This window comes from Delftia sp. WSY_12 (assembly GCF_043104645.1).
Classification (GTDB): Bacteria; Pseudomonadota; Gammaproteobacteria; order Burkholderiales; family Burkholderiaceae_C; genus Comamonas; species Comamonas tsuruhatensis.
On the sequence record NZ_JBICKW010000022.1, the window covers coordinates 185,829 to 211,977 of the forward strand.

Annotated in this window: 20 protein-coding genes; 7 read left to right on the plus strand and 13 right to left on the minus strand. The window is 68.7% G+C overall.

All coding sequences use genetic code 11. From position 1 onward, the window contains the following. Positions 1–123: 123 nt before the first annotated feature. From ACF8LI_RS13235 to mltG, 3 genes are all read right to left on the minus strand, one after another. Entirely contained in the window at positions 124–1,173 is a 1,050-nt protein-coding gene (locus ACF8LI_RS13235; protein ID WP_392413003.1) for a DNA polymerase III subunit delta', read from the minus strand. Then, entirely contained in the window at positions 1,170–1,856 is a 687-nt protein-coding gene (tmk, locus tag ACF8LI_RS13240; protein WP_016446817.1) for a dTMP kinase, read from the minus strand. Before tmk ends, ACF8LI_RS13235 begins: the two co-directional genes overlap by 4 nt. Before the next feature lie 69 nt (positions 1,857–1,925). Continuing rightward, the gene (gene mltG / locus ACF8LI_RS13245; RefSeq protein WP_016446816.1) at positions 1,926–2,927 is read right to left on the minus strand and encodes an endolytic transglycosylase MltG; all 1,002 of its coding nucleotides are present in this window, start codon (positions 2,925–2,927) and stop codon (positions 1,926–1,928) included. Between the two features lie 46 nt (positions 2,928–2,973). On the opposite strand from mltG, the gene ACF8LI_RS13250 reads away from it, so the two are divergent. Further along, complete coding sequence (locus ACF8LI_RS13250; protein ID WP_047474069.1) at positions 2,974–3,921, plus strand: folate-binding protein YgfZ; 948 nt, start codon at positions 2,974–2,976, stop codon at positions 3,919–3,921. A gap of 35 nt (positions 3,922–3,956) precedes the next feature. Here ACF8LI_RS13250 and ACF8LI_RS13255 read toward each other — a convergent pair whose 3' ends face one another. Next, positions 3,957–4,820 (minus strand): YbgC/FadM family acyl-CoA thioesterase, encoded by an 864-nt coding sequence (locus ACF8LI_RS13255; protein WP_013802704.1) that lies wholly within the window; start codon positions 4,818–4,820, stop codon positions 3,957–3,959. A gap of 46 nt (positions 4,821–4,866) precedes the next feature. Further along, the gene (locus ACF8LI_RS13260; protein WP_392413005.1) at positions 4,867–5,871 is read right to left on the minus strand and encodes an alpha/beta hydrolase; all 1,005 of its coding nucleotides are present in this window, start codon (positions 5,869–5,871) and stop codon (positions 4,867–4,869) included. Positions 5,872–6,148: 277 nt separating this feature from the next. Between ACF8LI_RS13260 and ACF8LI_RS13265 the strand changes: the two genes are divergently transcribed. Further along, positions 6,149–7,285: an iron-containing alcohol dehydrogenase gene (locus ACF8LI_RS13265; protein WP_016446813.1), complete on the plus strand. Its 1,137-nt coding sequence runs from the start codon at positions 6,149–6,151 to the stop codon at positions 7,283–7,285. Positions 7,286–7,310: 25 nt separating this feature from the next. On the opposite strand, the gene ACF8LI_RS13270 is transcribed toward ACF8LI_RS13265, so the two are convergent. The 3 genes from ACF8LI_RS13270 to ACF8LI_RS13280 form a co-directional block, all read right to left on the minus strand. Further along, a complete protein-coding gene (locus tag ACF8LI_RS13270; protein ID WP_392413007.1) occupies positions 7,311–9,884 on the minus strand; it encodes an AI-2E family transporter in 2,574 nt (857 codons plus the stop codon). Positions 9,885–10,042: 158 nt separating this feature from the next. Continuing rightward, complete coding sequence (locus ACF8LI_RS13275; protein ID WP_392413009.1) at positions 10,043–10,912, minus strand: sensor histidine kinase; 870 nt, start codon at positions 10,910–10,912, stop codon at positions 10,043–10,045. Between the two features lie 60 nt (positions 10,913–10,972). After that, on the minus strand, positions 10,973–11,752 hold the full coding sequence (locus ACF8LI_RS13280; protein ID WP_016446810.1) for a response regulator transcription factor: 780 nt from the start codon (positions 11,750–11,752) through the stop codon (positions 10,973–10,975). A 674-nt stretch (positions 11,753–12,426) separates the two neighbouring features. Between ACF8LI_RS13280 and ACF8LI_RS13285 the strand changes: the two genes are divergently transcribed. The 4 genes from ACF8LI_RS13285 (at position 12,427) to ACF8LI_RS13300 (ending at position 16,590) form a co-directional block, all read left to right on the plus strand. Then, positions 12,427–12,927 carry a hypothetical protein gene (locus tag ACF8LI_RS13285; RefSeq protein ID WP_074931915.1) on the plus strand — a complete coding sequence of 167 codons (501 nt, stop codon included), beginning with the start codon at positions 12,427–12,429 and terminating at the stop codon, positions 12,925–12,927. Positions 12,928–13,124: 197 nt separating this feature from the next. After that, positions 13,125–13,448, plus strand: a complete 324-nt coding sequence (locus ACF8LI_RS13290) for a hypothetical protein (RefSeq protein WP_227472563.1) — start codon at positions 13,125–13,127, stop codon at positions 13,446–13,448. A gap of 235 nt (positions 13,449–13,683) precedes the next feature. Then, positions 13,684–15,321: a DUF4384 domain-containing protein gene (locus tag ACF8LI_RS13295; protein WP_043790348.1), complete on the plus strand. Its 1,638-nt coding sequence runs from the start codon at positions 13,684–13,686 to the stop codon at positions 15,319–15,321. Positions 15,322–15,360: 39 nt separating this feature from the next. Next, entirely contained in the window at positions 15,361–16,590 is a 1,230-nt protein-coding gene (locus tag ACF8LI_RS13300; RefSeq protein ID WP_043790349.1) for an SEL1-like repeat protein, read from the plus strand. A gap of 15 nt (positions 16,591–16,605) precedes the next feature. Here ACF8LI_RS13300 and ACF8LI_RS13305 read toward each other — a convergent pair whose 3' ends face one another. Beyond that, complete coding sequence (locus ACF8LI_RS13305; protein WP_016446805.1) at positions 16,606–17,445, minus strand: HDOD domain-containing protein; 840 nt, start codon at positions 17,443–17,445, stop codon at positions 16,606–16,608. Between the two features lie 28 nt (positions 17,446–17,473). Next, positions 17,474–19,825 carry a Tex family protein gene (locus ACF8LI_RS13310; protein WP_016446804.1) on the minus strand — a complete coding sequence of 784 codons (2,352 nt, stop codon included), beginning with the start codon at positions 19,823–19,825 and terminating at the stop codon, positions 17,474–17,476. 205 nt (positions 19,826–20,030) lie between these two features. On the opposite strand from ACF8LI_RS13310, the gene ACF8LI_RS13315 reads away from it, so the two are divergent. After that, complete coding sequence (locus ACF8LI_RS13315; RefSeq protein WP_203399479.1) at positions 20,031–21,113, plus strand: DUF72 domain-containing protein; 1,083 nt, start codon at positions 20,031–20,033, stop codon at positions 21,111–21,113. On the opposite strand, the gene ACF8LI_RS13320 is transcribed toward ACF8LI_RS13315, so the two are convergent. From ACF8LI_RS13320 to ACF8LI_RS13330, 3 genes are read right to left on the minus strand one after another with little or no spacing between them, the layout of a single operon-like run. Beyond that, on the minus strand, positions 21,098–21,427 hold the full coding sequence (locus ACF8LI_RS13320) for an antibiotic biosynthesis monooxygenase (RefSeq protein WP_016446802.1): 330 nt from the start codon (positions 21,425–21,427) through the stop codon (positions 21,098–21,100). The two genes, ACF8LI_RS13315 and ACF8LI_RS13320, sit on opposite strands and share 16 nt — an antisense overlap. A 49-nt stretch (positions 21,428–21,476) precedes the next feature. Then, positions 21,477–22,934, minus strand: a complete 1,458-nt coding sequence (locus ACF8LI_RS13325) for an efflux transporter outer membrane subunit (RefSeq protein WP_392413012.1) — start codon at positions 22,932–22,934, stop codon at positions 21,477–21,479. Between the two features lie 8 nt (positions 22,935–22,942). Further along, entirely contained in the window at positions 22,943–26,131 is a 3,189-nt protein-coding gene (locus tag ACF8LI_RS13330; RefSeq protein WP_017407320.1) for an efflux RND transporter permease subunit, read from the minus strand. Between the last annotated feature and the right edge of the window lie 18 nt (positions 26,132–26,149).

Genomic DNA, 26,149 nt, shown 5'->3' on the forward strand with positions numbered 1-26,149 from the left:
GTTTGCAGACATTGGTTCGGTGAGCGGCCGGCGCAATCGGCACCGGGCCCAGGGCCGTAGGTTAACAGGCCGGGCTTTCATGTGGCGAAAAGCGCCTGGCCATGTCCTCCCGTGCCCCGCCCTTCATGCCCGGCGCTGGCGGGCAGGCTGGCCGGACATGAGCACGCGCCGCGCCTCTGCGGCCAGGGCTTCTGCCATGAGGCCTGCGTTGAAGGGATGGTCGGCCGTGCGCGCGGCCTGGGCCAGGGTTCGCGACCATTCGGAAAGCAGGCCCATGTCCAGCGGCCGCGAAGGCAGGTCGGCCGGCGTGAAGTAGCGCGGCGCGGCGCCTGCGGCCAGCGCCATCAGGTCGTGGCAGATCTTTTGCAAGGCCTCCACGGCATGGGGCGGCGCGTAGGCGGCCAGGGCCGCCACATCGCCCTTGGCCAGCGCACGCGGCAGCTGTGACCACGACGCCATGTCGCTGCCGCCACCGCTTTGCGCCAATGCCAGTGCATCGCCGGGCCGCCCGCCTGCTGCGCGCAGCGCCACGGCGGCCGCTTCAGGGGGCACGCCCTGCGTGTCCAGCCAGGAAAGGGCCTCTTGCTGATCCGGCCAGGCCATGGTGTGGATCAGGCAGCGGCTGCGAATGGTGGGCAGCAGCTGGTGCGATGCCTCGCTGGCGAGCACGAAACGCGCATCGCCGGGCGGCTCCTCCAGCGTCTTGAGCAGCGCATTGGCCGTGATGGCATTCATCTGCTCGGCCGGATAGACCAGCACGGCCTTGCCGCGCCCGCGCGCACTGGTGCGCTGGCAGAACTCCACGGCGTCGCGCATGGCCTCGACACGGATTTCCTTGCTGGGCTTGCGCTTCTTGTCGTCGATGTCGGCCTGGGCCTTCTCGGGCAGGGGCCAGCCCAGCGCCATCATCTGCACCTCGGGCATGAGCACGCACAGGTCGGCATGGGCGCGCACGTCGATGGCATGGCAGCTGCCGCAGTGGCCGCAGGCCCCCTGGGGCGACGGCGACTCGCACAGCCAGGCACGCACCAGTGACAGCGACAGCGCGTACTGCCCCAGGCCCGAAGGCCCCTGCAGCAGCCAGGCATGGCCGCGCTGTGCGAGCAGGCGTGTGCGCTGTTCGGCAATCCAGGAGGTGTCGGTCTCGGCCGGCCGTGGCAGGGCTTCGTTCATGCCGCACCTCCCTGGCCGCCGACCATGATGGCCAGCCAGCCCCGGCGCACCATGACCTGCGTGATCTGCTGCCAGACCGCATGCCGGCTGGCGTTGGAGTCGATGCGGGCAAAACGCTGGGGCGCTGCTGCAGCGCGCGACGCATAGCCCTGGGCCACGCGGGCGAAGAAGCTGCCGGGTTCGGACTCGAAGCGGTCCGGCACGCGGGCCGAGGCCAGGCGCTCGGCGGCCACCTCGGCGGGCAGGTCGAACCAGAGCGTCAGGTGGGGCTCGCGCAGCAGATCGGGCTGGGGGGCGGTGCCCGTCTGCACCATGCGCTCCAGCGTGGCCAGCGGCTGCAGGTCGAAGCCACGGCCTGCGCCCTGGTAGGCAAAGGTGGCATCAGTGAAGCGGTCGCAGAGCACGACCTCGCCGCGCGCCAACGCGGGCTCGATCACCTGCACCAGGTGGTCGCGTCGCGCGGCAAAGGCGATCAGCGCCTCGGTCAGCGGGTCCATGGCGTCGTGCAGCATCAGCGCGCGCAGCTTTTCGGCCAGCGGCGTGCCGCCGGGCTCGCGCGTGAGCGTCACCGTGCGGCCCTGGTCACGGAAAGCCTGGGCCAGCGACGCGATGTGCGAGGACTTGCCGGCGCCATCGATGCCTTCGAAGCTGATGAACAGGCCGGCGGGGGTTGCATTGGTCATATGGAAAGAGAGGATACGCAAGCGCCGCGGGAACCGCAGCAGCCCTGGGGAATATCTCAGGGCTTTTGCTCAGGGCTTTTGCTGGCCGCGCTGGTAGCGGTTGACGGCGCGGTTGTGCTCGTCCAGCGAGGCACTGAAATGGCTGGTGCCGTCTCCGCGCGCCACGAAATACAGCGCCTTGGTCTGGCTGGGCTGCACGGCGGCCATGAGGGCGGCCTTGCCGGGCATGGCGATGGGCGTGGGCGGCAGGCCCGCGCGGGTGTAGGTGTTCCAGGGCGTGTCGGTCTGCAGGTCGCGGCGGCGCAGGTTGCCGTCGAATTTCTCGCCCAGGCCGTAGATCACGGTGGGATCGGTCTGCAGCAGCATGCCGATGCGCAGGCGGTTGGTGAACACGCCTGCGATCTGGGCACGGTCGGCCGCGCGGCCGGTTTCCTTCTCGACGATGCTGGCCAGGGTCAGGGCCTCGTCGGGGCTCTTGAGTGGCGTGTCGGCCGAGCGCAGCGCCCAGACATCGGCCAGGCGCCGGTCCATGGCATGCAGGGCCCGGCGCAGCACGGCCAGGTCGGAGCTGCCCTTGGCGTAGGTATAGGTATCGGGGAAGAAGCGGCCCTCCGGCGCCACCCCGGGACGGCCCAGGGCCTGCATCAGGGCCGCATCGTCCATGCCCGCGCTTTCCTGGCGCAGGAATTCCTCGCGGGCCAGGGCTGCGCGCACCTGGCGCCAGTTCCAGCCCTCGACCAGGGTCAGCGCCTTGAGCGATTCCTCGCCACGCGCGAGCTTTTGCAGCAGCACATAGGGGGTCAGGCCCGTGGTCAGTTCATAGTTGCCGGCCTTGATCTGCCGGTCCTGGCCCGAGACGCGGAACCAGGCGTACAGCAGCCGCGCATCGGTCTGCACCCCGGCCTTGACCACTTCGCGGGCGACGCCGCGCGGCGTGGTGCCGGGTTCGACCTCCAGCTCCAGCGTGGGCTGGGACAGCGGCAGGGGCTGGTTCAGCCACCACCAGCCGGCACCGGCCAGCACGGCTGCCAGCACCAGCAGCATCATCAAAGCGCGAAAGATAAAGCGCACAACCTCGGTCCAAGCAAGCAATAGAGCGGCTGATCATAATTCAGCCATGACCCAGCCTTTACTGAACGGCATCGCCCCCGTTTCCCATCTCGGCGTGATACGCGCCCTCGGCGAAGACGCCGCCCCATTCCTGCATGGCCAGCTGACCAACGACTTCGCGCTGCTCGATCTGCAGCATGCGCGTCTGGCGGCGTTCTGCACGGCCAAGGGCCGCATGCTGGCCAGCTTCATCGGCTTCAAGCGCAGCAAGGACGAGATCCTGCTGCTGTGCGACCGCAGCCTGCTGGCACCCACGCTCAAGCGCCTGTCCATGTTCGTGCTGCGCGCCAAGTGCAAGCTCAGCGATGCCACGGCCGACTTCACCCTGCTTGGCCTGGCTGGCGATGCCGCCGTGCAGGCCCTGGGCGCGGCCGCCGCACCCTGGACCAAGACGGACGACGGGGCAGCCAGCCTGATCGCCCTGCACCCGGCCGCCGGCCAGCCGCGCGCCCTGCGCGTGGCCCCTGTCGGTGCGCCCCTGCCCGAAGGCCCCGCACTCAGTGAGGCCGATTGGCTCTGGAGCGAAGTCGCCAGCGGCATCGCCACGCTGTCGGCACCCGTGGTCGATGCCTTCGTGCCGCAGATGCTCAACTACGAATCGGTGGAAGGCGTGAATTTCAAGAAGGGCTGCTACCCGGGCCAGGAGGTGGTGGCCCGCAGCCAGTTCCGGGGCACGCTCAAGCGCCGCGCCTACATCGCCCATGCCCAGCAGCCGCTGGCAGCCGGCATGGAAGTCTTCACGCCCGAGGATCTGGAGCAGGCCACCGGCACCGTGGTCCAGGCCGCCCCGGCGCCCGGCGGGGGCTGGGACGCCATTGTCTCCATGCAGATCAGCTCGGCTGAGCAGCGCCTGCTGGCCCACGCCGCCCTGGGCGAGGGCCAGCGCGCCGATGCCGCGCAGGCCGTGGCGCTGCAGCTCAAGCCCCTGCCCTACGCGCTGCGCGAGGACATTTGAGATTTGGGCCTTGCACCGCCTGAGCTGCCTGCAGCTCAGGCGGTGAGCACTTTCCTCATGGTGATGTGGGGAATGCCGGCCTCTTCATAGGGCTCGCCCTCGGGCGTGAAGCCCGCGCGCAGGTAGAACGACTCGGCATGGCGCTGCGCGTGCAGCACGACTTCGCGGTCGCCGCGCTGGCGGGAGGCCTCCACCAGGCTGTCCAGCACGATGCGGCCCCAGCGGCCGCCGCGCACGCTGCGGTCCACGGCCATGCGGCCGATCCTGCCCGCGCCGGGGCTGTCGCTGACCAGGCGGCCGGTGGCAATGGGCTGGCCCAGGCCGTTGTAGACCACGGCGTGGCGGGCCACGGGGTCGAACTCGTCGATCTCGATCTCGCGCGGCACGCCCTGCTCGTGCACGAACACGGCCAGGCGCAGGCGCTCGGCGTCGCGGCCCAGGTCGTTCCAGCTGCCCGATGCCACGCGCACCACGCTCTGGCCTGCCTCATAGGCGGTGAGCACGTCGCGCAGCTGCTGCGGCACGGGCAGCGGCTGGCGCGTGGTGGCATCGGCGAACACATAGACCAGTTCCACGGTGTTGAGCAGTTCCATGCCCCGGAAGATGCCGGCCTCGAACAACAGCGAGGTATTGCCCTGCCTGGCACAGCGTATGCCCACATGCAGCACGTCGCCCAGCGTGGCCGATGCGTGGTAGGTGGTGGTGGCCTTCTTGACGAACAGCTCGCCGCCCAGGGCCGCGAAGGATGACTCATAGGGCATGCCCAGCTGGCGCCAGTAGTCGGTGACGGCCACGTCGGCGTACATCAGGTAGTGGGCGTTGAAGACGATCTTCTGGGCGTCCACTTCGGACCAGCGCACTTCGATGCGTTGCAGCGTGCGGAAATCTTGGCGTTGCATGGGTTTTTCTCTCCTGTTGTCTTGGGTGTCTTGGGTGCCCTGGCTCTCAGGCCGCGAAGGCGTCGGCCAAGGCGCGCGCCATGTCGGCATGTGCACGGCGCGCTTCGGCAATGGCGCGGCCCATCTTGACGAATTCATGGGTCACGCCCCGGTAGATCTCCAGATCCACGGGCACGCCCGACATGCGCAGCTTGTCGGCGTATTCCACGCCCTCGTCCACCAGCGGGTCGCATTCGGCCAGGCCTATCCAGGCCGGGGCCACGCCGTCCACGTCAGGCGCCAGCAGCGGGGCGAAGCGCCAGTCCTCGCGGTCGGCAGGGCTGTTGAGGTACTGGGCAAAGAACCAGGTGATGGCCGGCTCGTCAATGACCAGCCCGTGGGCGAAACGGCGGTGCGAGTCAGTGTCCTGGTGGGCCGTCGTGCCCGGGTAGATCAGCAGTTGCAGGGCCAGCTTCAGGCCTGCATCGCGCGCATGGATGGCGCAGGCTGCGGCCAACGTGCCGCCCGCGCTGTCGCCGCCCACGGCCAGGCGTGCAGGGTCGGCGCCCAGCAAGGCGCCCTGCGAAGCCAGCCATTGCAGCGCATCCCAGGCGTCGTTGTGGGCCGTGGGGAATTTGTGCTCGGGCGCGCGCCGGTATTCCAGCGAGACCACCATGGCGCCCGAGAGGTGGGCCAACTGGCGGCACAGCACGTCGTGCGTGGCCACGCTGCCCACGGTGAAGCCGCCGCCATGCAGGTACAGCAGCACGGGCAGGCCAGAGGCCGGTGCCTGGGCACGCTCCTCAGGCGCATAGAGCCGAGCGGGCAGCAAGGCGCCATCGCGCGCGGGAATCTGCAGGTCCTCGACACGCGGCAGGACGGGCTTGGGAATTTCGAGCACGCCGGCGCCCGCCTCATAGGCGGCGCGCGCACCCTCGGCGCCCAGCTGGTGCATGGGCGTGCGTGCGGCGCGCTCCATACGGCGCAGCACATCGCGCATCTGGTGGGTCAGGGACGCCGGTAGCGGCGTGGCGTGGGGGCGGGATTCGGGCTGGGGCACGTTCAGGAGCAAGTTCAGGGACAGGTTCGATCGGAGCCATCTGGCAAGGCAATGCGGCGCGGCCGGCAAGGCACGGCACGGCAGGCGCCGCGCAGCAGGCATTGTGCCGCGAGCACAAGGCCCTGGCAGCCATGCGATGGCAGTGCACGCCCGTGCTGTCGCCCCCGTGACCGCGCAGGCGCCCTCTCAGGGTTTGCTTTGTTTGCAGTGCAGCACGCGCGGTCTAGATTCGGCGCACTCCCCCTGATCCCCACCACGGGCCGCAGCGGCCCGCAACGAGTCACCGACCATGGCTTTCATCAACTACGTCACCCAGATCCAGTTTGACTTCGGCGCCGTGCGCCTGTTGCGCCAGGAGTGCGAGCGCGTGGGCATCACGCGGCCGCTGATCGTCACCGACCAGGGCGTCAAGGCGGCCGGCGTGCTGCAAAAGGCGCTGGATGGGCTGGGCGACATGCCGCACGCAGTGTTCGACCAGACGCCCTCCAACCCCACCGAGGCCGCCGTGCGTGCGGCCGCTGCAATCTACCAGGAGCAGCGCTGCGACGGCCTGATCGCCGTGGGCGGCGGCAGCGCCATCGACTGCGCCAAGGGCGTGGCGATTGCGGCCACGCACGAAGGGCCGCTGTCGCACTACGCCACCATCGAGGGCGGCTCGCCGCGCATCACCGAGCGCGTGGCACCGCTGATTGCCGTGCCCACCACCAGCGGCACGGGCAGCGAGGTGGCGCGCGGCGCCATCATCATCGTGGACGACCACCGCAAGCTGGGCTTTCACAGCTGGCACCTGGTGCCGCGCGCCGCCATCTGCGATCCGGAACTGACCTACGGCCTGCCCGCCATGCTGACGGCCGCCACGGGCATGGACGCCATCGCCCACTGCATGGAAACCTTCATGGCAGCCGCCTTCAATCCGCCTGCCGACGGCATTGCGCTGGACGGCCTCACGCGCGGCTGGGCGCACATAGAACGCGCCACCCGCAATGGCCAGGACGCCGAGGCACGCCGCCAGCTGATGAGCGCCAGCATGCAGGGCGCCATGGCCTTCCAGAAGGGCCTGGGCTGCGTGCACAGCCTCAGCCACAGCCTGGGCGGTGTGAACCCGCGCCTGCACCACGGCACGCTCAACGCCATGTTCCTGCCCGCCGTGGTGCGCTTCAATGCCGAGGCCGAGAGCGTGCGCGCCGAACAGCGCCTGCAGCGAATGGCCCACGCCATGGGTCTGGCCTCGGGCAGCGACATTCCCGAAGCCATACGCGACATGAACGCCCGCCTGGGCCTGCCCACGGGCCTGGCCGCCATGGGCGTGGAGCGCGCCCAGTTCGCGGCCGTGATCGGCGGGGCGCTCAAGGACCATTGCCACGGCACCAACCCGCGCCTGGCCAGCGCCGACGACTACGAGCAGATGCTGGCCACCTCGCTGTGAGCCGCCGTAGCCGCTGTGAGCGGGCTCAGTGGCCGGGCGGTGACTGCTCCGGTGACTGGGCCGGTGGCGGCGCCGGTATAGACGCGGGAGCGGGAGCGGGAGCCGGCACTGCGCCGCTTTCCATCATGCGGCGCACTTCCACGGTCTGCATCAGCTGCTCGGCCATGACGGCCAGCAGCTCCAGATCTGCCGGCGAGACCTCGCGCGGTGCGTCGTCCATGATGCAGAAGCTGCCCAGCACCGCGCCGTGGCGGTTCCTGAGCGGCACGCCTGCGTAAAAGCGCAGCCGCATGGCCTGCAGTGCGGGGTTGCCGGCAAACCGGGGGTCGCGCGCTGCGTCGTGCACCACCAGGGGCTCGCCGCCGTGCACCACATACGAGCAGATGGACTGCCCGCGCGGCATCCCGGCCGATGCGGGGTCGCCCTGGTCCGCCACCAGCAGGCTGCCGGGCGTGTGCACGCGGTCGGCATCGACCCATGAGACCTGGGCCCATTTCACGTCGAAGGCATTGGCGGCCTGCTGGGCTGCCTCGTGGTACAGCGGCGGCAGGCCGGGCCCGAGCACGCCGCTGTCGCGCAGCTGGCGCACGCGCTGCTCATCGTCATCGGGAATGGGCGCGGCCAGGCCCTGGCCTGCCGCGTCGGGCAGGCGCAAGGCGTCCACCCACAACTGCAGCTCGCGCAGGCTGGACACGCAGGCGGCGGCGCCGCAGCGGCGCGCGAACTCGGGGTCGGACACCACGGCCGGCGCATTCCACAGCGCCAGCACCACGCGCAGATGCGGCCAGTGGCGGCGCACCCGCCGCATGATCTGGCGCGCCACGGTCTGGGGCTGGGCGCTGAAGACCGAGAGCACCAGCAATTGCGCCTCGCCAAGGGCCTGTGCGCCTGCATGGCCCTGCGGCAGGCCGCCGCCCTCGCCCTGCCCCAGCTGGCGCCATTGCGGATCGGCCGCCAGCGCCCAGTCCGAGCAGCTGACCACGTGGCCGCGCAGCGCCTCGCTGTGCGCCACCATGGCCGCTGCCAGGGCATCGACCTCCCAGCGCGCGCCCACGCAATGGATGCGCAGGGCCCGCGAGGACAGGTCTGCGGGCGCGGGATGGCTTTCCCGCAGCTCCTCGACCAAGGCATCCATGCCGCTGGACAGGCGCAGCCGGTGCTCGGCCGTGGCCGACTCCAGGTGCTGCTGGGTGGCCAGGCGCAGCGCGGGGATCGCCACCTCGTCATAGAAGCCGGCCACTGCGGCCGAGCGTTCGTCCGCCGAGGCCCGCGCCGGCAGCCTTGCGTCCACCAGTTCATGCGCCAGCGTGACAGCATCTTCCACATCGTCGGCCAGCAGGCGCTGGTACAGCCGCTGGGCCGGACCCAGCACGGGGGAGCTGCCCAGCAGCACCTCCATGAACTGCAGCGCCGGTATGTAGCGGCCCAGCACCAGCAGGCAGACCGTGAGCGGCGTGGACAGGATCAGCCCTATCGGCCCCCACAGCGCCGTCCAGAAGGTCGCGGCCGCAATGATGGACAGCGTGGACAGGCCCGTGCTGCTGCCATACAGCCAGGGCTCGATGAGGTTGTTGCTGATCAGCTCCAGCGCCATGATCAGCCCCAGCGTCATCAGCAGCATCTGCCAGCCCGGATCCACCGCAAAGGCCAGCGCCAGCGGGAAGGCGGCAGAGATCATGGCGCCCACATAGGGAACGAACCGCATGATGGCCGCCAGCACCCCCCAGAGAATGGCGCCCGGCACGCCGATGAACCACAGCCCCGCCGCCATGGGCAGTCCATAGGTGATGTTGACCACGAACTGCATGCGCAGGTACTTGCCTATGCGCTGCGAGGCCTCGTCCAGCGCGTCGGTGGCCACATGCAGGTTGCCGCCCATCAGGCGCAGCAGCCGGTCGCGCAGGTCATCGCGGTCCAGCAGGATGAGGATCACGAACAGCAGCACGATGCCGGCCGTGGTCACGGGCTCGGCCACTCGGCCCAGCCACTGCAGCATGCGCGCCGTGGGCTTTTGCTCGGGCGACTGGATCTCCACCTTCTGCACGCGGGGCGTGGTGGCGCCGCGGGAGATCTCACGCTCCACCGTGTCATAGGTGCGCAGGGCGCCGTCCCAGGCGCTGGGCATGTTGGCATTCCTGCGCAGGCTGCGCAGCTTGTCGCGGATGGTGCTCTGGTAAGTGGGCAGGTCGGCGCTGAGCTGCTGCACCTGGCTGCCCAGATAGGTACCCATTCCGGCCAGCGTTGCCAGCGCCATGACCACCACCAGCAGCGTCGCCGCCATGCGCGGCAGGCCCCAGCGCCTGAGCCGGGAGACCGCAGGATCGAGCAAAAAGCCGAACAGCAGCGCCAGGGCCAGCGGAATCAGCAGTCCCTGCCCGAAATACAGGCCCGCGATGATGATGCTGGCCACCAGCAGGCCGGTGAGCAGGCGCAGCGCAGGCACCATGTCGGCCAGCTGTGCCAGGCCCGGCAGGGCCGAACGCACGCTGCGTGCGAAAGCCGCGTCGGCAGCGGCGGCGTTGCCGGCCGCATCGGCTGCGGCGTTCTCAGCGCCTGGTTTTCTGGAAGGCGCTGGTGTGAGGTCGGGATGTGGATTCATGGGGGGACAGGCATCAGGGCTTGGATACGTGCGTGGATGCTGCCGCACTTGCGCCCATCGTGGGATTGCACAGTGCGCTGCGGGCCGGCCCTGTCAGCGGGCACCGCAATCGCTGGAACTCCGCCGCCGCCGCTGCCACAGCGCGCCAGCTCACCAGCTCACCAGCGCACACGCACCACCGTGCCGCCGCCAGCACGCGGCGCCAGGTCCAGCGTAGCCCCTATGGCGTGGGCACGGCGGTGCATGCCTGCCAGGCCCATGCCCTGCGCCTCATCGGGTGTACGGGGCGGCAGGCCGCGGCCGTCGTCTTCCACGCGCAACTCCCAGCGCAGCTCGCGGCGCGCGCCGGGATGGGCGCCGTTCGCCCGCGCAATACCCGGCTCCAGGGGCTGCAGCACCAGCCACAGCGTGCTGGCCTGTGCGTGCTGCAGCACATTGCTCACGGCCTCCTGGGTGATGGCAAGCAGGTGCTGGGACGACTGGCCTCGAGGAAGATCGGGCAGATCGGGCAAGCCCGGCTCGGACCGCGGATCGGCCACGCTCCAGCGGATCTGCATGCCACGGCGGTCCAGCACGGGCTGCAGCCGGTGGCGCAGACGCGCCAGGCGCACGGGCAAGGCGTCCTCCACGGCGTCCATGGCGTCCACCAGCAGGCGCAGGTCCAGCAAGGCCTGCTCCAGCAACTCCTGCGCCTGGCGCTGCCGGGTTTCGCTCGGCTCCAGCAAGGCCATGGCATTCACCAGAAGGCCGCCCACGCCGTCGTGCAGATCGGCGGCAATGCGCCGGCGCTCGGCCTGCACCTCGCGCGAAGGCCGGGGGCTGCGCCTGCGCCGCCACAGCAGCAGCCTGCGCAGGCGCGAGGCACCCATCGCACACAGCAAGGCCGTCAAGACCAGCAGGGCCAGGCTGCACAGGCGAAGCCACAGCGGAGCCTGGTCGCCCTGCTGCCAAAGCCAGGCGCAAAGCGCCAGCATCTGCAGCAGGCCCAGTGCCAGGCAGACTGCCAATGCGCGAAGGGAGTCCTTCATGGCCATGCGGTGGGAAGCGGCGGCGGGGCGGGCCGCACGGGCCCCTGCGGCGCCAGCCAATCAGAACAGGCCGCGCAGCGATGCAAAGCGCACCGCCTGGGCGCGTGTGCGCACCTGCAGCTTGCGGTAGATGTTCTTGATGTGCGTGTTGACCGTCATGGCGCTGATCATCAGGCGCGAGCCGATCTCGGCGCTGGTGTAGCCGCTGGCGACCATGCGCAGCACCTCGCGCTCGCGGGTGGACAGGCGGTCCGCCTCGTCGGGCGAGCGGCGCTTGGGCTCGGCGCCCTGGGTCTTGTCGAAGCGCTGCAGCAACCTGCGCGCCAGGCTGGGAGTGACGGATGCGCCGCCATTGGCCACCTGCAGCACGGCCTGGGGGTAGTTGCCGAACCAGGAGTTCTTGACGAGGTAGCCCGTGGCACCCAGCTCGAAGGCGCGCAGCACCTGCTCGTCGTTTTCCATCACGGAGATGATGACGGCCTCGGCCGTGGGCCGCACGGTCTTCATCATGTCCAGCAGCTCGAAGCCCTCGCCGTCGCCCAGGTTCAGGTCGACCAGCATTACGTCGAACTCGTGCTGGCGAATGGCCTTGCGACCCTCTCGGACACTTCCGGCCTGGGCCACGACCAGGGTGCGCGGGTCGTTCATGATTTCCTGGGCAATGACCATGCGGATGTGGGCATCGTCATCGACCAGCAGCACGCGCACGGGCTTGTCGGGCTGGCCGGCCAGATAGTCTGGCCACATGGCGGAACTCAGGCCCGTGCCCAGCATGGCCTGGGCGCGCGAGGAATCGGCGATCAGGGGACGGGCATCGGCGGGAACGTCGGATGGATTCATGCTGTTCTCCTCAAATGTCACGTCATGTATATGACGCAACCGATCACATACGCGCCTTTCACATTAAGAGAAATCGCCACCGATATCCACAATCTTTGACGAAGTTTGTGAAAGATTGCGTAGCTTGCAAATTAACACATTTGTGTGAGAAGCCGGGTCCGTACTTTCTTGATCACCTGACCGGCAGGCCTGTCGGGCCTGGCAGGCCATGCCCTTCCCGATGCCTGCCATCCTCCCCTTGATCCGGCCCCATGACAGCCGCCGGTCCAACGCCTTCCTCCGGCGCCTGCACCGAGCGTATGCAATTCGATACACCAGGTTGTCTGGATGGCCCCATGCCCGCCGGATCAACGGCCTGAAGCGAAGCTGCAACTGCAAATTTTCTGTCGTTACACCTTGAAACTACCCAACTCCATTCACCTCCCAATGCCGCTGCTTTAACGCGATGCAGCCCGCCAGCCAAAGGTTTGGCCGGGTAAGTACCCGCCACGTGGATCAGCGCTCACGGCTACCCCGTACAAGAGATGGAACGGCAGGGGCACCCCAAGCACATTGGAGTCCAGACAACGAGCTGGGGTCCAGGGAGACAAGGCCGGAAACCTCCGCAAAGTGTCTGAAAAACGGGTGCTTACACACCTTTTCCTGGTAGTCCGATTCCTTATCAAGGAGCCATCATGAAATCGCTTGCAATTCTTTCCCTGAGCCTGATCGCAACAGCAGCCATGGCTGGCCCCATGGGCGGTGGCGGTGGCGGTGGCGGTGGTGGCGGCGGCGGCGGCGGCGGCAGCAGCAGTTCCCAGATCGAAATCAACGGCCCCAGCGTTCAGGTCACCCTGCTGAACAGGAGCGGCGTGCTCAACGTAGCAACGGGCGGTGGCAAGGCCTCCCAGAACCTGGCCAGCAATGCAGGCAACGTCACCATCGACCGCAGTGGCAGCTCTCTGCAGGTCGTCGCTGCCACCGGCAGCGGCATCTTGAACAAGGCCGATGGCTACGCAGCAGTGGCCGTCAACAACCTGGCCTCCAACTATGGCGAAGTGGAAGTCAAGAACACTTCGATCCAGGTGGTGGCTGCCAAGAACTCGGGCATCGTCAACTATGCCGGTAACGGTTCCATGGCAGTACAGAACATCTCCAGCAACAACGGCTGCGTGACCTGCTACAACAACCACTGAGCCTGACTGCCGGACGAAGGACACTGCCGGACGGCCCCAGGCCTTCCGGCAGCACCTTCCCGGCGAATAGCCAGCTCACCGCACCAGGAGAGCCCACCATGCACACCGCCGCCCATCTCTGTTCGGCTGCCCTACTGGCCTGGCTCGCACTCGGAGCGCCCCCCCTTCATGCAGCAGCCCCCGGCGAAGATCCAGTGGTGCTCAGCAAGCCTGTCGACTATTTGAGACTGCCCACGGCCAAGCAGCAGACATCGTCGGGGCTGGACACCGTCACTGACATCCCCATCAACGTCAAGGCCAAGATCGCGCGCTACGAAGCCATGTCCATGACCAATGCTCCCGGCATCTCCACCGAGGCGAACGTGGTGACCACGACCACAACGAGCAGCACGGGCATGCAGCGCACCTGCACCCAGGACCTGGCCAGCAACACCAACGCCAGCGCGTTCAACCGCTACGGGCCACAGACCAAGGACCAGATCGTGGTCCTCAAGGGCGACCTGATCAACGTCTGCCGCTAGTGCGGCCAGGCGGCCCGCGACCCGGCCGCCTTTCATTTCCAAAACCCATTTCCGGTGCCGGTGCCCCTGGGCGCCAGTGCCCTGGCTCGCCGTTTTCCAGCAGAGGTCCATCATGCGCAACCGCCTTCCAACGCCAGGACTTCCCCGCCCCGATGCCGCGCTGCAGCCGGCATTCGGCGGACATGCGGACAACCGAGGGACTTTCCGCCAGCGATGGGCTGGCAGACAGGGCTGTATGCGGGTGGTGGCCTGCGCGGTATCGGCATCCATCGTGCTGCTGTCGGGTTGCGCGCCGCTGGATGCGCGCAAGGATTCCAAATACCTGGAAAAAGTCTATGCGGCCGACCGCCCGGTGGTGCGGCCGGTGCGCTCCATATCGAGCTTCTCCGATTCGCTGATGTGCATGGACAGGATGTTCCGCAACAGCCACATGCCCACGGTGCTGATCACCAGCAAGCAGTTGCCCGACTATTCGGGCCGCGTGGCCGTGGCCGCCAAGGAGATGGTGGTCACCGCCCTGTCCCAGATGTCGCGCGTCAGCAGCGCCTTCCGCTACGTGGACTATGAGGTGGACATCGCCCGCCAGGACACGGTGCAGAACCTCACCACCATCTTGCTCAACAACAACCAGATCCAGCTGCAGCGCCCGGCCCTGTATGTGTCGGGCGCCGTGTCCTTCATGGACCAGAACGTGCTGCGCAACAACGTGGACATAGGCACCAGCGCCTCGCGCCTGGAAACCGGCTACAGCGCCAACCGCAGCGGCGCCGTGCTGGGCATGGAGCTGCACCTGGGCGACTTCCGCACGCGCACCATCATTCCGGGCCTGGATTCGGCCAACGAAGTCGTCATCGGCAACGGCAGCCAGGGCCTTGACCTGTCGGGCCGTATCGGCAACTACGGCGTGCAGTTCAGCGTGGGCCGCGACTATGCCCAGGGCTCGGGCCCGGCCGTGCGCACCCTGGTCGAGCTGGGCATGATCGAGCTGCTGGGCAAATGGTCACGCCTGCCCTACTGGCAGTGCCTGACGCTGGACCAGACCCATCCCGACTTCCAGCGTCAGCTGCGCGACTGGTATGAGGAAGGCGAAGCCGGCATCCACCAGGAGCTGGTGCGCCAGTCGCTGATCAGCAAGGGCTATCTGCCGCCCGACGCACCGGCCTTCACCGCAGGCAACCCGCAGTGGCGCGAGGCCATAGGGCGCTTCCAGGCCGACAGCGGCATGGTGGTCAATGGCGTGGTGGACTTCAGCACCTACGAGCGCGCACTGCGAGACTTCGTGGCCGTCAGCGCCGATGGACACATGACGCGCATCGGCTGGAACACCAAGAGTGCGGCACCGGTCACCACCGCCTCCGAGAACGTGGCCGTGGCCACGGGTGACTACCGCTACGGCGCCCCCGCGCCCGACCGCAAGCTGGACCTGTGGGTGGAGAACATCACGCCCACGCGCACCTCTTTCGAGACGGGTGAGCAGCTGTTCCTGTCCACCACCGTGTCGCGCGCCTCCTACCTGTCGTGCTTCATGGCCGGTGCCGATGGAGAGGTCACCCGGCTGGTGCCCAACGATGTGAACCGCTCGGGCTGGATCACCGCCGCCCAATCCGTTCGCCTGCCAGACTGGATGAGTCCCAACCCCGGCTACGTCATCAACGCCGGGCCTCCCGGCAAGGAAGGCGTGGCCTGCTTCGCCACCGAGCAGAACATGACCGACAAGCTACCCACGCTGCTCCAGGGCAAGGCCTTCATCGCCATCCCGGGCATGCGCTCCCTGGAGGATGTCAACCAGTACATGGCCAACTCTCTGGGCGCCGACCAGTACACCGGCTCGGCCCGCTTCTGGCAGGTGGTTCCGGCCCAGGCCAAGCGCTGATGAGCGGTGCACGTCACAAGCCAAACAGAGGCAATTGCCATGCCCTCCAGCGCTCATGAATCCCCGCCACGGCGGCGCATCGGGCTGCGCCTGACCGCAAGGCTTGTGCTGCCCGGACTGCTGGTGGTGCTGCCAGGTCTGGCTCCCGCCGTACTGCCGCATGTGCAGGCGGCGGCCCGCTTCACGCCGGTCATGCCCATTCGGGTGGCGACGGCCAGCGTGTACGGTTCCCAGCCGGGCACCAGCAACATCACCTCGACCTCCGACACCGCCCAGCAACGGGCCCTGTCCCAGCTACGCAGCCGCGCCGAAGGCAAGGGCGTGAGCCTGGCCACGCAGCGCGAGGCGCAATGGGTGATGGGCCTGCTGGCACTGCATGGCATTGCCATGGCGCAGGACGGGCCGCAGGCCAGGCAATGGTTCGAGCGCGCGCAGCGCGCCGGCCATCCGCTGGCCAGTGCGGGCCTGGCCTGGTGCGCCATGGACGGCTGCGGCCAGCCGCCCGACCCACCGGCCGCAAGACCCTGGATCGCCCAGCTGGCCAAGACCGACCCGGCCCGCGCCCAGTACCTGGAATGGCTGCTGGCCCGGCGCCTGGCGCCGCTGTCCACGGCCGAACCCGTGGGCGAGGCCTTGGCCGTGGCTGGCACGCCCGACCAGGAACTGCTGCAGCGCGCAGCACGTTCGGGCAGCCCTGGCGCCCAATTGGAATGGGGCCTGGCCCTGCTCGCGCAGGACGAGCCCGAGGCAGCGCTGCGCCAGTTCCGCGCGGCAGCGGCGCGCTCATCCAGCGCGGCGACCAATGCACAGATGCTGGGCGAGCGCCTGCGGCCCGCAGGCCAGCTGGTGTCGGCGCAGGGCAGCTCCACGCCTGCAGCGCAGGGGCCGCAGGCCATGCAGCGCACGCCGCAGCTGAGTGGAGCGCCCAGCGAGCAGGACATCCAGGTGCGCCAGCCCGTCACGGCCCAGCAGCAATGGGAGCAGGCGCAGCGCTACCATCGCGGCGACGGCGTGCCGGCCAACTACACCGAGGCGCTGCGCCTGTACCAGCAGGCCGCATCCCACGGCCATGTGGCATCGCGTCGCATGCTGGAGCTGATCTACTCGCGCCCCGCACCGGGCGGCGGCGTGGACATCGGATGGATGCAGCAGCTGGCGCGCATAGACCCCATGACCATGCAGCCCATGGCGCCCGTCAGCCCCGCGCCCTACCGGCGCGATCCCACGCCGCTGTTCGACATGGTGCCGGCGCCCTGGCACAGGCACTGAGGCAGGAGCGAGGCGCTACAGCACCACGTCCAGGCCGGTGTCGGCCATCCAGTCCACCGGGTCCTGGCGCAGGACCATGTCGATGTCCAGGCCCAGGGCCACGCCCACTTCGCCGGGAAAGCTCACGGCCAGGGCACGCTCGTCCCACTGCGCCTCGCGCGAGCGGGCGCGCCAGGCAGCGATGTGCAGCACGCAGGCCAGCGGATCGAAGCCCGGCTGGGCCAGCGGCGCGTACAGGTGCTGCAGCGCATCGGCCAGCAGCGGCGGAAGGTTCCAGCGGCGGGCCAGGCCCGCACTGACATGGCTGTATGTGTAGCCGCACAGCCGCATTTCCAGCTCGGCGCGACGCGGGTCCAGCGGGCCGACCAGTTCGGTGATGGTGGCGGCGCGGCCGGGGTCGATCATGTGCATGGCCAGCTCCCCCAGGCCGTGCATCAGCCCTGCGGCATAGGCCGCCGTGGGGCTGGCCTGCACGGTGCCGGCCAGCGCGCGCGCCACGCGGGCGGCTTCCACGCTGTAGCGCCAGAAGGCCGGCATGGCCATGCCCGGCACGGCATGGGCGCCCACGCCCAGCGGTATGCCCCGCACGATCTGGCGCAGCTGCGCGGGCGCCAGCAGGGCCAGCGCCTCGGGAATGCCGGTGACACGTCCCGCCATGCCGAACACCGGGCCGTTGGCCTGTGCCAGCAGCCCGGCGGCCAGCGCAGGGTCGGCTGCGAAGAGCTGGCTCAGCCGGCGCAGGCTGGGCTGCTCGGGCACCAGCTCGCGCAGCAGCAAGGCCACGATGCGCGGCTGCGCCGGCAGGGCCAGGGCCTGTGCCAACAGCGTCTGCAGGTCCAGTGCATGCGCAGCCATCGCGTTTCCTGCCTTGCCGTGCGCGGGACTACTTGCGGGTCTGCAGCTTGGCGAAGGCCGAGGCCATGGCCGATTGCTGCACCGGCTCGGGCGCACGGCGCTGCCCGCCCTGGCTGCCGCGGCCTGCGCTCTCGAAGCGGTTGTCACGGGGGCCGTCGCGCCGCGCCGGTGCCGCATCGAGCTTCATGGTCAGGCTGATGCGCTTGCGCGCCACATCGACCTCCAGCACCTTGACCTTGACGATCTGGCCGGTCTTGACCACCTCGCGCGCGTCCTCGACGAACTTGTGGCTCATCTGGCTGACGTGGACCAGGCCGTCCTGGTGCACGCCCAGGTCCACGAAGGCGCCGAACTGGGCCACGTTGCTGACCGTGCCCTCCAGCGTCATGCCTTCCTTGAGGTCCTTGATGTCCTCCACGCCGTCATTGAAACGGGCCACGACGAAGTCCGGACGCGGATCGCGGCCGGGCTTTTCCAGCTCGCCCAGGATGTCCTTGACGGTGATGGCACCGAACTGCTCGCTCACGAACTGCTCGGCCTTCAGGCCCTTGAGCACTTCGGAGCGGCCCATGAGCTGGTCCACGCTCTTGCCCGTGGTGGCAATGATGCGTTCGACCACCGGGTAGGTTTCCGGGTGCACGCCCGTCATGTCCAGCGGATTGTCGCCGCCGCGGATGCGCAGAAAGCCCGCCGCCTGCTCGAAGGTCTTGGCGCCCAGGCCGGCCACGTCCATCAGCTGCTTGCGGCTCCTGAAGGAGCCGTTGGCATCGCGCCAGCGCACCACCGACTTGGCCACGCTGCCCGACAGGCCCGAGACGCGCGACAGCAGCGGCGCCGAGGCCGTGTTCAGGTCCACGCCCACGGAGTTCACGCAGTCCTCGACCACGGCGTCGAGCTGGCGCGCCAGCTCGCTCTGGTTCACGTCGTGCTGGTACTGGCCCACGCCAATGCTCTTGGGGTCGATCTTGACCAGCTCGGCCAGCGGGTCCTGCAGGCGGCGCGCAATGCTGGCGGCGCCGCGCAGGCTCACGTCCACGTCGGGCATTTCCTGCGAGGCGAACTCGCTGGCGGAATACACAGAAGCGCCAGCCTCGCTGACCACGACCTTCTCGATCTGGCGGTCGGCCTTGCTGGCGATCTTGATCAGGTCAGCGGCCAGCTTGTCGGTCTCGCGGCTGGCCGTGCCGTTGCCGATGGCGATCAGGTTGATCTGGTGCTTTTCGACCAGGCGGGCCAGCACGGCCAGCGAGCCGTCCCAGTCGCGGCGCGGCTCGTGCGGGTAGATGGTGGTGGTGTCCACCAGCTTGCCCGTGCTGTCCACCACGGCCACCTTGACGCCCGTGCGGATGCCCGGGTCCAGGCCGATGACGGCGCGCTGCCCCGCAGGGGCGGCCAGCAGCAGGTCGCGCAGGTTGTCGCCAAAGACCTTGATGGCCACCTTCTCGGCGTCTTCGCGCAGGCGCGAGAACAGGTCGCGCTCGGTGGACAGGCTGAGCTTGACGCGCCAGGTCCAGGCCACGCACTTGCGGATCAGGTCGTCGCTGGCGCGCTTGGCGTGGCTCCAGCCCAGGTGCAGGGCAATCTTGCCTTCGGCCAGGCTGGGCTGGCCGGGCTCGGGCTCCACGGGCTGGACCAGCTTGGCCTCGAGGATTTCCAGCGCGCGGCCGCGGAACACCGCCAGCGCGCGGTGCGAAGGCACGCGGCCAATGGGCTCGTCGTATTCGAAATAGTCGCGGAACTTGGCGACCTCGGGGTCGTTCTCGTTCTTGGATTCGACCTTCTTGGAGCGCAGCAGGCCGTCTTCCCACAGCCATTCGCGCAGCTTCTGCACCAGGGCCGGGTCTTCGGCCCAGCGCTCGGACAGGATGTCGCGCACACCATCGAGCACGGCCAACGTGGTCGAGAAATCAGGGCCCGGCTTGCCGTCGTCCAGGGTGGTGGCCGGCTTGCAGAAGGCCTCGGCCTCCTTGTGCGGGTCCAGCGTGGGGTCGGCAAACAGCTTGTCGGCCAGCGGCTCGATGCCGAATTCCTTGGCGATCTGTCCCTTGGTGCGGCGCTTTTGCTTGAAGGGCAGGTAGATGTCCTCCAGCTCCTGCTTGGTGGGCGCATTGGCAATGGCCAGGCGCAGCGCGTCGGTCAGCTTGCCCTGCTCGTCGATGGCCTTGAGCACCGCGCCCCGGCGGTCCTCCAGCTCGCGCAGGTAGCCCAGGCGTTCGTCGAGCTGGCGCAGCTGAGCGTCGTCCAGTCCGCCCGTGACTTCCTTGCGGTAGCGCGCGACGAACGGAACCGTGGCTCCGCCATCAAGCAATTCGACCGCGGCACCCACCTGCTGCGGCTTGACATTCAGTTCTGCGGCGATTTGGGCAATGATTTTTTGCATTCGAGAGGCGCCCCGTGGCGTGGAATCCGGAAAAGCGGCCAAGTGTGCCACACGCGATTCGGGCCGGGCCGCTCACGGCCGACCCGCAAATGCAAGCATTTCTTGCAGGCCAATGAATTCAAGGGCTTGCAAAATCAATCCACTGCCTGCTTTTGCCGGGGCCCTGCGGCAGGCAGGCACCCTCTGCCACAATCACCAGCTTCGAATGCAAGACGATCTGTTCGGTTCTCCCCCACCATCGGCCCCTGCCCCGCCGCCTGCGCCTGCCGGCCGCACACCGGCACCGCGCAAGGCCGCCGGCGCCGTGCAGCTGGCGCCCCAGGCCCTGCAATGGCAGGCGCTGGCGGACCAGCTTGCGCAGGGCCTGCGCATCGGGGTCTCCACCTGGTCCTACCCGGGCTGGGAAGGCTTGATCTGGGATGGCGCCTATGACAAAAGCGTGCTGGCCAAGAAGGGACTGGAGGCCTATGGCCGGCATCCGTTGATGCGAACGGTCTGCGTGGACCGCAGCTTCTGGAGGCCGTTGACGGCCAGCCAGTACCTGGCCTTCGCGGGCCAGGTGCCGGCCGATTTCCGCTTCGTGGTCAAGTGCCCATCCGTGGTTACCGACGCGCAGGTGCGTGACGAGGACGGCAAGGGCATGTCGCTGAACCCGGTGTTCCTTCAACCCGATCTGGCCGTCACCAGCTTCGTCGAGCCCACGCTCGAAGGGCTGGGCGAGCGGCTGGGCGTGCTGGTGTTCCAGCTCAGCCCGATGACCTGGGGCCTGCTCAGCCGCCCCACCGAACTGCTGGCGCGGCTGCAGGCCATGCTGGAGGCGGTGCGCGCGGCGCTGGCCGCCCATCCGCTGGGCGCGCAGATCATCGTGGCGGTGGAGGTGCGCGACCCGGAGCTGCTGACGCCGCAGTTGGCCGACACCCTGCGCGCCAGTGGCGCCACCTTCTGCCTGGGACTGCACGGCAAGATGCCCCCCATCGAGGAGCAACTGGTTTTTCTGCGCGGGCTGTGGCCCACCCCGCTGGTCTGCCGCTGGAACCTGAACCGCGAGTTCGGTGCCTACGGCTATCCCGATGCGCAAAAGAAGCACGACCCCTTCGACGAGATCCGCACGCCCGATGCGCACACGCGCGCCATCCTCGCCAAGACCATCGATGGCATCACCAGCCGCGGGCTGCCCGCCTTCGTGACGGTGAGCAACGATGCCGAAGGCTGCGCGCCGCGCTCCATCGCGCTGCTGGCCGAGGCCGTGGTCCAGGCGGAGGCGGCCCGGGTTCAGCGCTTGCCGTAGGCGCGCTCCACGCGGGCCACGCGCAATTCATAGTGCTCGTACCAGGCGTCCTTGCCCAGTTGCTGGGCGACCAGGTGCTCGGCATCCTGCTTCCAGCGCGCGATGGATTCGGCCGTGGACCAGTAGGACACGGTGATGCCGAAACCGTCCTCGCCGCGCGTGCTTTCCGCACCCAGGAAACCCTGCTGCTGCGCGGCCAGGTCCACCATGCGCTGGGCCATGAGGCCGTAGCCATCATCGTCGTCCGGCGTTCTGCGCGACGAGAAGATGACGGCGTAGTAAGGCGGCTCGGGGGTGTTGGCAAAGGGGCTCATCGTGGTCGGGCGGCAAGTTCTGCGGGCCCGCAGAATACACCGCCCGCGCTCAGGAATTCGCCGGCTCAGAGGCGGACGGCGCCTGCACCTGCTCGCCGCCCAGCACCTTCCACAGCGTGACGCGGTTGAGCTGCTCGGACAGGCGCAGGCCGATCAGGGTCTGCTGGGCCGTGTAGAGGCTGCGCTGCGCATCCAGCACGGTGAGGTAGTTGTCCACGCCGGCCTTGAAGCGTGCCTCCGACAGGTCGAAGGCCTTCTGCGTGGCCGCGACCATGCTGGTCTGGGCGGCCAGGCGCTCGTCCCACTGCGCGCGGTCGGCCAGCACGTCGGCGGTCTCGCGGAAGGCCGTCTGCACGGCCTTCTCGTACTGGGCGATGGCGATGCGCTGGTTGGCCTCGGCCACCTGCACGCCCGCACGGTTGCGGCCACCGTCGAAGATGGGCAGGCGCACCAGGGGGATGAAGCTCCAGGTGCTGCTGCTGCCGCCAAAGAGGCCATCGAGCTCGCGGCTGCCCGATCCCACGCTGGCCGTGAGGCTGATGGTGGGGAACATGGCTGCGCGGGCGGCGCCGATGTTGGCCTCCATGGCGCGCAGGTTGTTCTCGGCGGCCTGGATATCGGGGCGCACCAGCAGCACGCTGGAGGGCAGCGGTGCAGGCACGGGCTGCAGCGCCGCCGCAGGCTGGGCGCCGGCGCGCAGCGTGGCGGCGCCGGGCAGCAGGCTGTCGGGCAGCGGACCGCCCACCAGCAACTGCAGGGCGTTGCGGTCACGCTCCACCTGGGAGGTGAAGCTGGCCACGTCGCCGCGCGCCGTGTCCACCGTGGTCTGGTTCTGGGCCAGCACCAGGCCCGAGGTCGAACCTATCTCATGCATGCGCCGCGTCAGCTCGTAGGCCTTCTCGCGGCTGGCCAGGGTGTCGCGTGCCAGCTGCAGGCGGGCCTGGTCGGCGGCCAGCGTGAGCCAGGCGTTGGCCACGTCGGCCACCAGGCCGATCTGCACATTGCGCCGGTTCTGCTCGCTTTGCAGGAACTGCTGCAGCGCGGCCTCGCTGAGGTTGCGCACGCGGCCCCAGAGGTCGATCTCGTAGCTGGCAAAGCCCAGCTGGGCCGTGTACTGGGTGCTGACCGATGCCGATTGCGTGGCGCTGGTCATGCCGGCGGCCGTGCGCGCACGGCTGGCCTGGGCCTGGGCGTTGACGCTGGGCAGCAGGTCGGCGCGCGTGATGCCGTACTGGGCACGCGCGCGCTCGATGTTCTCCACCGCCACGCGCAGGTCGCGGTTGTTGGCCAGGGCCAGCGCAATGACCTCGCGCAGCTGCCGGGACTGCACCCAGTCCAGCGCGGCGGCCGCCTGCAGGCTGGCCTCGTCGGCCTGTGCCGGATTGGCTGCGGTGCTGCCCACCGTGTCGGGCACGGGCATGTCCGGCGTGCGGTGCTGCGGCGCAAGATTGCAGCCGGACAGCAGGGCCGCCAGCGCGGCCGCAGCGGCGAGGGTGGAACGGTGCATTCGGCGCCTCATGCTGCGCTCTCCTTGGTGGTATGGGGTGAGTCGGTTGCCTGCTGCGGGCTTTCTTCATCCGTGCGCGAGTGGCTCTTGAACCAGCTGCGGATCAGCAGGAAGAACACCGGCACCAGGAAGATGCCCAGCACCGTGGAGGCCAGCATGCCGCCGAGCACGGCCGTGCCGATGGCATTGCGCCCGCCCGCGCCGGCACCCGTGCCGATGGCCAGCGGAATGACGCCGAAGCCGAAGGCCAGCGAGGTCATCAAAATGGGCCGCAGGCGCAGGCGCACGGCCGAGACCACGGCGTCGAAGATGCTCTTGCCCTGCTCCTGCAGCTGCACGGCAAATTCCACGATCAGGATGGCGTTCTTGGATGCCAGGCCCACCGTGGTCAGCAGGCCCACCTGGAAGTACACGTCATTGGTCAGCCCGCGCGTATAGGTGGCGGCCAGCGCGCCCACCACGCCCAGCGGCACGGCCAGCATCACGGACAGCGGCACGGTCCAGCTCTCGTACAGCGCCGCCAGGCACAGGAACACGAAGAGGATGGAGATGGCGTACAGCAACGGCGCCTGCGCGCCCGACTGGCGCTCCTGCAGCGAGGCCCCCGTCCACTCGTAGCCTATGCCGGCCGGCAGCGTGCGCAGGATGTCCTCGACGATCTGCATGGCCGTGCCCGAGCTGACGCCCGGCGCGGCGCGGCCTTCCATTTCGTAGGCCGGGTTGCCGTTGTAGCGCATGAGCTGGGGCGAACCGTAGGCCCAGTAGCTGCTGGAGAAGGCGCTGAACGGCACCATCTCGCCCTTGCCGTTGCGCACCGTCCATTTGGCGATGTCCTGGGGCAGCATGCGGTGCGGCGCATCGCCCTGGATGTAGACGCGCTTGACGCGCTCGTTGTTCAGGAAGTCGTTGACATAGGTGCCGCCCATGGCGCTGGACAGCACGCTGTTGATGTCGGTGTACGACAGGCCGAGCGCAGCGGCCTTGCGGTCGTCGATGTCCAGGCGCAGCTCGCTGGCGTCCTCCAGGTTGGTCATGCGCAGATTGGTGAGCTCGGGGCGCTTGCGGGCCTCGGTCAGGAATTTTTCCTTGGCCTGCAGCAGCGCTTGGTGGCCCAGGCCGTTCATGTCCTTGATCATGAAGTTGAAGCCCGAGCTGGAGCCCAGGCCGCGCACGGCCGGCGGCAGCATGACCAGCACGCGCGCATCGCGGATGGAGGCCAGCTCCCGGGTCGCCCGGTGCGCGATCTCGGAGGCCGACTGGCCCGGCAGCGGGCGCTCCTCCCAGGTCTTCAGCCGCACGAAGGCGCGTGCCGAGGCCTGGTCGCCGTTCAGGCCAGAGACCTGGTAGAAGCTCAGCACGTCGGGCTGCCTGGCAAAGTAGTCGCGCACCTCGTCGAGCACGCCCTGCAGCCGCGTGTCGGCCGCGCCCGAGGGCAGGTTGATGTTGACGAAGACAAAGCCCTGGTCCTCGTCGGGCAGGAAGGACGTGGGCAGGCGCGCCATCAGCAGCCAGACCACGCCGCAGACGGCCAGGAAGATCAGCATCATGCGCTTGGCGCGGCGCAGCGAGTACGCCACCGTGCCCTGGTAGCGCGCGGCCGTGGCGTCGAAATGGTGGTTGAACCAGCGGAAGAACCGGTCGTTCACCCCCAGGATGCCGCTGCGGATCGGGCGGTCATGCCCTGCCCCGCCCGCTGCGGGCGGCTTGAGCAGCGTGGCGCACAGCGCCGGCGTGAGCGTCAGCGCCACGAACACCGACAGCGCCATGGCCGCGACGATGGTGATGGAGAACTGCCGGTAGATCACGCCCGTGGAGCCGCCGAAGAAGGCCATGGGCACGAACACGGCCGACAGCGTCACGCCGATGCCCACCAGGGCCGGCGTGATCTCGCGCATGGACTGGCGCGTGGCCTGCTTGGGCGACATGCCCGTCTCGTGCATCACGCGCTCGACGTTCTCCACCACGACAATGGCATCGTCCACCAGCAGGCCGATGGCCAGCACCATGGCGAACATGGTCAGCGTATTGATCGAGTACCCGGCCAGCGACAGCACGCCGAAGGTGCCCAGCAGCACCACGGGCACGGCGATGGCGGGGATCATCGTGGCGCGGAAGTTCTGCAGGAAGATGAACATCACGATGACCACGAGGATCATGGCCTCCCCCAGCGCGCTGACCACTTCCTTGATGGAGGCGCGCACGAAGGGCGTGGAGTCCGAGCTGACGAAGTAGTCGATCTCGTTGGGAAAGAAGGGCTTGAGCTCGGCCAGCTTGGCGGCGATGGTGTCGGCCACGTTCATGGCGTTGGCGCCATCGGCCAGCACGATGCCCATGCCCGCGCCCGGCAGGCCGTTGAGCTTGGCCTTGATGGTCAGGTTGTCGGCGCCCAGCTCCACGCGGGCCACGTCCTTCATGAGCACCACCGAGCCGTCCACGGACGACTTCAGGACGATGTCCTCGAACTGCTCCACCGTCTTGAGCTTGGTGCGCGCCGTGATGGTGGCGTTCAGCTGCTGGTCCGCCACGGCAGGCAGCGCGCCCAGCTGGCCGGCCGAGACCTGGGCGTTCTGCGAGTTCAGCGCATTGACCAGGTCCGACGGCATCAGCGCGTACTTCTCCATCTTGGCCGGGTCCATCCAGATGCGCATCGCATAGTTGGTGCCGAAGACGTTGACATCGCCCACGCCGTCCAGCCGGCCGATCACGTCGACCAGGTTGCTGGTCAGGTAGTCGCCGATGTCGACCGCGGTCATGGCCGGGTCCTTGGAGAAGAAGCTGTAGGTGACCAGGAAGTCCTGGCCGCCCTTGTTCACGAACACGCCCCGGCTCTTGACGGCGTCGGGCAGGCGGTTCACGGCGGACTGCAGCTTGTTTTGCACCTGTACCTGGGCCACGTCGATGTTGGTGCCCGGCGCAAAGGTCAGCGTGGTGCGCGCGCGGCCCGAGGCGTCGGACGTGGAGCTCATGTAGAGCATGTTGTCGATGCCCTTGAGCTGCTGCTCGATGATCTGGGTCACCGAGTTCTCGACCGTCTCGGCCGAGGCGCCCGTGTACTGCGCGCCGATGGTCACGCGCGGCGGCGCGATGTCGGGGTATTGCTCCAGCGGCAGCGTGAAGATGGACAGCGCGCCGCCCAGCATGATGACGATGGCGATGACCCACGCGAAGATGGGCCGGTTGATGAAGAACTGAGCCATGTGACGGGTTCCTGCGGC